At 70.6% G+C, this 6,063-nt stretch carries 5 protein-coding genes; 3 read left to right on the forward strand and 2 right to left on the reverse strand.

Annotated features, from left to right (window positions below; all coding sequences use genetic code 11):
* The first annotated feature begins 228 nt into the window (after window positions 1-228).
* Together cdgB and AOK08_RS34745 are read left to right on the forward strand one after the other, a co-directional pair.
* Window positions 229-2,028 (forward strand): diguanylate cyclase CdgB, encoded by a 1,800-nt coding sequence (cdgB, locus tag AOK08_RS34740; protein ID WP_055533440.1) that lies wholly within the window; start codon window positions 229-231, stop codon window positions 2,026-2,028.
* A gap of 228 nt (window positions 2,029-2,256) precedes the next feature.
* Window positions 2,257-3,270, forward strand: coding sequence for a CBM35 domain-containing protein (locus tag AOK08_RS34745; protein ID WP_055533442.1), 1,014 nt, complete (start codon window positions 2,257-2,259; stop codon window positions 3,268-3,270).
* A gap of 117 nt (window positions 3,271-3,387) precedes the next feature.
* Here AOK08_RS34745 and nagA read toward each other — a convergent pair whose 3' ends face one another.
* Together nagA and AOK08_RS34755 are read right to left on the reverse strand one after the other, a co-directional pair.
* Complete coding sequence (nagA, locus tag AOK08_RS34750; RefSeq protein ID WP_055533446.1) at window positions 3,388-4,518, reverse strand: N-acetylglucosamine-6-phosphate deacetylase; 1,131 nt, start codon at window positions 4,516-4,518, stop codon at window positions 3,388-3,390.
* Between the two features lie 211 nt (window positions 4,519-4,729).
* Entirely contained in the window at window positions 4,730-5,671 is a 942-nt protein-coding gene (locus AOK08_RS34755; RefSeq protein WP_055533448.1) for an ROK family protein, read from the reverse strand.
* Between the two features lie 230 nt (window positions 5,672-5,901).
* Here AOK08_RS34755 and AOK08_RS44010 point away from each other — a divergent pair.
* On the forward strand, window positions 5,902-6,063 hold a 162-nt coding region (locus tag AOK08_RS44010; RefSeq protein ID WP_157876922.1), incomplete at its 3' end, for a DUF3263 domain-containing protein.

The raw sequence follows: 6,063 nt of genomic DNA on the forward strand, positions 1-6,063 counted from the left end.
CTTTGTATCCGCGCGGATACAAAGCTTGCGCGCGGATACAAAGTTTGCGCGCGGATACAAAGTTTGCGTGCGGTAAACGCACAGGGAGAACTCGGAAACTCCACTCAATTGCTCATCTTTCGTTGTGACTTGAGTCACAGGTGACCTTTTTTGTTGACCCTGTGTACCGAGTGGGCAGCGCGCTGTGATTCAGTGGCGGGGAAGGTGGGATAGGCGGAAGGAGGGCGAATGGAGACCGACCAGGAGCCGTACGTCCGTCTCGCGACCTTGCGGCAACTGCACCAGGTCATGGCGGACATGAACACCGCGCGCAGTCTGGCGGACACCCTCCAGACCGTCGCCGACGGCGTCGTCAACGGCCTCGGTTACGAGTTGGCGTGCGTCAACCTCGTCCGCCCCGACGGCGATCTCGTCGTCGCCGCCTTCGCCGGGAACTCCGCCGCCGAGGCCCTCATCACCGGCCGGGTCGGCTCCCGCGACTCCTGGGAACGCCGGCTCGCGATGGGCGAGACCTGGGGCGACCTGGTCTTCATCCCGCACAGCGAGGGCTGGGTCCTCGACGACGACGACGTCCCGCAGTGGTACACCGACGGCCCCGCCCCGCGCTTCGAGGACGAGTGGCACCCCTCCGACCGGCTCTTCGCGCCCATGTACACCCCGGGCGTGCCCGGCGGCACCTGCGGCGAGCTGATCGGCGTACTGTCCGTGGACCGGCCGCGCAACGGCCGCCGGCCGGGCGCGTGGGGCAAGGAAGCGCTCCAGATGTACGCGTTCCAGGCCGCGATCGCGATCAGTAACGCCCGTCTGCGCGCGAACATGCAGCGGGCACTGGTCAGACTCGAACGCGAGCAGCAGGCGCTTCGCGCGAGCGAGGAAAGCTTCCGGCAGGCGTTCGAGTACGCGCCCTCCGGCATGGCCATCGCCGAGATGGGCGGCGACCAGCACGGGCGAATACTCCGGACCAACGACGCCCTCTGCCGGCTGCTGGGCCGCCCCGCCTCCGCGATGCGCCGCTACTCCTTCTCCGACCTCGTGCACCCCGAGGACATCGGCACCCTGCTGCGCACCTCCGCCGAGGGCGGGCGCACCGAGCTCCGGCTCTGCCGCCGGGACGGCTCGTATCTATGGGTGTCGCTGCGCAACTCCGTCGTCGCGGACGCCACCGACGGCCCCCGCTTCCTGCTCACCCATGTCGAGGACATCGAGGAGCGCAAGCGCCGCGAGCTCCAGCTCGCCCACCGCGCCTCCCACGACTCCCTCACCGGCCTGCCCAACTCCGCCGAACTGCGCACCCGGCTCAGCTCCCGCCTCTGCCAGCGCCCGCAGACGGCGGAGCCGAGCGTGGTCGAGTCGGCCGAGTCGGTCGACGCGGCCTACGGACACGGCCAGTTGGACTCGTACGGCACGCACGACCAGTACACGACGGTGCCCGAGCCGTCGGCGGCGCCCGGGACGGACGGCGGAATCCAGCCGTACGACGTGAACGGCCACAGCCACAGTCATGGTCATGGTCACGGTCACGGACATGGCGAGGGTCACGGGTTCGACTTCCGGGCCGTTCCCGAGGCGTACGGGGTGTACGACCACCACGTCCACGCCATCGCCCCCGAGGGTGAGCAGGACGACGGGACGAAGGGGATGGCGGTCCTCTTCTGCGACCTCGACGGCTTCAAGTCGATAAACGACCGCTTCGGGCACAACGCCGGAGACGCGGTGCTGATCGAGGTTGCCCGGCGGCTCAGCGGCGCCGTGCGCGACGGTGACACGGTGGCCCGGCTCGGCGGCGACGAGTTCGTCGTCCTCGCCGACGGCCTCGGCCGCGCCGACGCCCAGGACCTCGCCGTACGCCTGCGCAACGAGATCATCCAGCCGATCCGGGTCGACGGCCGCGCGATGCGGGTCGGCGCGAGCTTCGGCATCGGGTGGGCACACTGCGGGATGACCGCGGACGAAGTGCTGAAATCGGCCGACGAGCGGATGTACATCGAGAAGCGATCTCGGCCAAAACAGCACCGTCGTGCGGGATGATCAGCAGAATCAGCAGAATCACCAGATCAGTGGCCCTGTAGCGATCTTGTAGCGGTTCCGTGCTGCCGGAGTCACCCGTTTGGGGCAGTGGAAGCGGGTAGGCTCGCTATTCCCATTGCATGTTTCCCGGGGCCCCGCAACATCTCGCGGTCTCACTCCGCAATGGTCCGCACCGCACCAGTCCCACCCGCAGTAGTCCCACCCCGTACCTGTTGAGGAGACCAAGGGATGACGCCCGGCAACAACGGCGCGAGCACGCCCGAGGACGACGACCCGTTCGGCTACCTGTACGAAGACGGGCGGGCCAACGGAGCCCAGCCGCCGAGCAGCGGCTACGGCTACCCGAACTCGGTCGGCAGGGTGCGGCCGGTCGGTGAGCGCCAGTACAGCCAGCCGGCGGGCTCGGTCCAGACTCCCGGGCCGGGCCAGCAGCAGGCGTACGGCCAGACCGCGCCGACCGCACAGTACGGCCAGGCGATCCCGCAGCAGCAGGGGGCGCAGGGGGCGTACGGCAGCCCGAACGCGCACTACCAGGCGCCCGAGGCCTTCGGTGGCGGCCCCGCGGCCCCGCAGCAGCACGGGTACGGCAATGGTGGCGGCAGAGGCGGGCGGGGCTCCGGCCCCAACACCAAGGGGCTGCTGATCGGTGCCATCGCGGTGGTCGCCGCGGTCGTCATCGGTATCGGTGTGGCCATGATGGGCGGCGACGGCGACAAGGAGGCGAACGGCGGCGCTCCCAGCACCACCCCGACGACCGGGCAGAGTGCCAAGCCGTCCCCGTCGCCCACCACCTCGGCGCCCTCGACGGGCGAACTTCCGGCCGCCGACGCGAAGACGCTGCTGCTCGGCGGCGGTGCCGCCGCCGCCTCGGACGTCGCGGGCGCGAAGGCCGCCGGCGGTGTCTACGTGGGCAACTTCAACAACGTGGGCGCGTCGGTCACGTGGAACGTGAGCGGTATTCCGGCGGACGGCAAGTACTCGCTCTACGTCGGATACGGCGTACCGGGCAAGGACGCCACCGCCACGCTCAGCGTCAACGGCGCGGCCTCCACGAGCGAGGTCAGGCTGAAGAACCACGCGCGGGCCGCCGAGGGCGACTACGCGAAGGGCTGGACGGAGACCTACAACTACGTCGAGCTCAACAAGGGGACGAACGTCATCAAGATCTCCTGCGAGCAGGGCAATCAGTGCGACGCGAACATCGATCAACTGTGGCTGGTCAAGGGCTGGGTCGACAGCTGACCTGACCTGACGTGATGTCACGTGACGTGACGTGACGTGATTTGACCTGGGGATTGGGTTTCTCCGGTCCGCCGGCCGGTCCGTCGACCGGCCGGCCGGCTTCTCCGCTCCTTCCGTTCAGGGGAGTTGGGGTTCGACCACCCAACTTCCCTTGCGCATCACTCCCTTGACCATGAAGTCCGCGTCGAGCAGAACCAGGTCCGCGTCCTTGCCCGGTTCCAGGGAGCCCACCCGGTCGTAAATACCCAGCAGGCGGGCCGGGGTGGCTGACAGAGCGGCGACCGCGTCCGTGACCGGGAGCCGGTCGACGGTGACCGCCCGCCGGAAGGCCCGGTCCAGGGTCAGCGTCGAGCCCGCGATCGAGCCGCCCTCCACCAGCCGCGCCACGCCCTCGCTGACCTCGACCTCCAGCGGGCCGAGCAGATAGCGGCCGTCGCCGAAGCCGGCCGCGTCCATCGCGTCGGTGATGAACGCCACGCGGTCCGCGCCCGCGTGACGGAACGCGAGCCGGAGGGCCGCGGGGTGGAGGTGGACGCCGTCGTTGATGAGTTCGACGGTGACCCGTTCGTCCTCCAAGAGGGCCGTGATCGGGCCCGGGGTGCGGTGGCCGATGGCCGGCATCGCGTTGAAGAGGTGCGTGGCGACGGTGGCGCCCGCGTCGATGGCCTCCACCGTCTGCTCGTACGTCGCGTCCGTGTGCCCGATCGCCGCGAGGACGCCGTGCTCGACGAGCAGCCGTACGGAGTCGAGGCCGCCGGGGAGTTCGGTGGCGAGGGTGACCATCCTGGCCTGGCCGCGCGCCGCGTCGATCAGCTTGCGTACGTCCGCCGGGTCCGGGTCGCGCAGCAGCGCCTCGGAGTGGGCGCCTTTGCGGCACGGGGAGATGAAGGGGCCCTCGAAGTGGACGCCGGCGATGTCGCCCTGCTCGGCGAGCTCGGAGAGGAGGCCGGCCTGGGCGGTGAGGGTGGCCATGTCGCCGGTGACCGTGCTGGCCACGAGGGTGGTGGTGCCGTGGGTCCGGTGGGTGTGGATGCCCTTGAGGATGTCCTCGGCGGTGCCGGAGGTGAAGGAGGCTCCGCCGCCGCCGTGGTTGTGGAGGTCCACGAAACCGGGGATCAGCCAGTGGCCCCGTACGTCGATCTCCTGGGCGTCCGGGTGCGGGTGTGCGGTGAACTTGGTTCCCGCTACGGCCAGTTGACCGGTGGTGGTGATGCCTTCGGGGAGTACTGCTCGGGCGCCTCTGAACACCAGGTTGTGGGTTGGGTGCGGGCCGGTGGGGGCTGGTCGCGCAGTTCCCCGCGCCCCTGGGTGGGTTGTCATCAGGGCGTTGCCTCCGTGAGGTTGGTCAGGGTCGGGAGGGCTCGGGTGAGTCGGTCGTGGGGGCCGGTGGGGGTTTGTCGTGCTCGCGCGGCGGTAGCTGCGAATTCGGCACAGCCCCGCGTCCCTGGGTGGGTTGTCATCAGGGCGTTGCCTCCGTCAGGTCGGTCATGGTGAGGAGATCCCAGGCGAGCAGGCCCGCGCCCAGGCAGCCTGCCGTGTCGCCCAGGGCTGCGGGGGTGATGGCCGGGAGCTTCTGGAAGGTGAGCCGTTCCTGTACGGCTGTGCGCAGGGGGGTGAGCAATGTGTCGCCCGCCTCCGCCAGGCCGCCGCCGATGATCAGGGTGCGGGGGTCCAGAAGGGTGAGGGCGGTCACCAGGCCGTCGGCCAGCGCGTCGATCGCGTGCTGCCAGACCTGGCGGGCTCGCGGGTCGCCGGCGTCGACCGCCCGGGCGCAGTCCGCCGCGTCCGCGCCCGGGATGCCGGAGGCCGTGGCCCATGCCTCGCTCACCGCCGACGCCGACGCGTACCGCTCCAGACAGCCGCGCTGCCCGCACGGGCACGGGATCCCGCCGGGCCGTACGACGATGTGGCCGACCTCGCCCGCGAAGCCGTGCGCGCCCGCCTCCACCCGGCCGTCGATGCCGATCGCGCCCGCGATCCCGGTGCCGAGGGCGACGAAGAGGAAACGGTCGGTTCCCTGCCCGGCCCCGATGCGCCCCTCCGCGAGCCCGCCCGTGCGGACGTCGTGGCCGAGGGCGACCGGCATGCCGAGCCGTTCGGTGAGCAGCTCGCGCAGCGGTACGTCACGCCAGCCGAGGTTCGCCGCGTAGACCGCGAGGCCGCGCTCGGAGTCGACGATGCCGGGGACGGAGACCCCGGCGGCGGTGGCGCCCTCGCCGAGGTGGCCGATGCCGTGGGTCCGCAGGTCGGCGGCGAAGCCGAGGATCGCCTCGACCACGGCATCGGGGCCGCGCTCGCGGTCGGTCGCCCGGCGCGCCTGGTGGAGCAGGGCGCCGTCCGGCCCGATCAGGGCGGCCTTCATCGCGGTGCCGCCCACGTCGAGGGCGATGACATGTCTCACGGGGACAGTGTGGCCCGTGGACCGTAAGAGGTCTAGTCCACTTGCGCGGTGTAGACCTTTAGGGCAGGAAAATAGACGTACCGATGAACATATTTATGCAAGACGTCATGGGCGCAGGTCAGCGCGGGCCAGGCGAACTCGGTGGAGAGCGAGGAGGCGTCCGCGGAGCAGGAAGCCGCGGAAGCGCGAAGCCGCGGAAGCGCGAAGCCGTGGAGTAGTAGGTTCGGCGCATGAGTGAGGACGCGGGCACGGGCGGCGACGCGGGTACCGGCAGGGGCGGGAAGCGGCCGCTCGAGCGTCGGGAACAGGACATTCTCGCGCTGGAGCGGCGGGGGTTCGCCGGGCCGGGGGCGAAGGAGCGGGCGATCCGGGAGGAGCTGGGGCTGGCGCCG

This window comes from Streptomyces graminilatus (assembly GCF_001418565.1).
Taxonomy (GTDB): domain Bacteria; phylum Actinomycetota; class Actinomycetes; order Streptomycetales; family Streptomycetaceae; genus Streptomyces; species Streptomyces graminilatus.

Excerpts from the sequence above, each read along its gene's own strand:
- cdgB (WP_055533440.1), top strand. The coding sequence starts at position 229 with ATGGAGACCGACCAGGAGCCGTACGTCCGTCTCGCGACCTTGCGGCAA.
- AOK08_RS34745 (WP_055533442.1), top strand. The coding sequence starts at position 2,257 with ATGACGCCCGGCAACAACGGCGCGAGCACGCCCGAGGACGACGACCCG.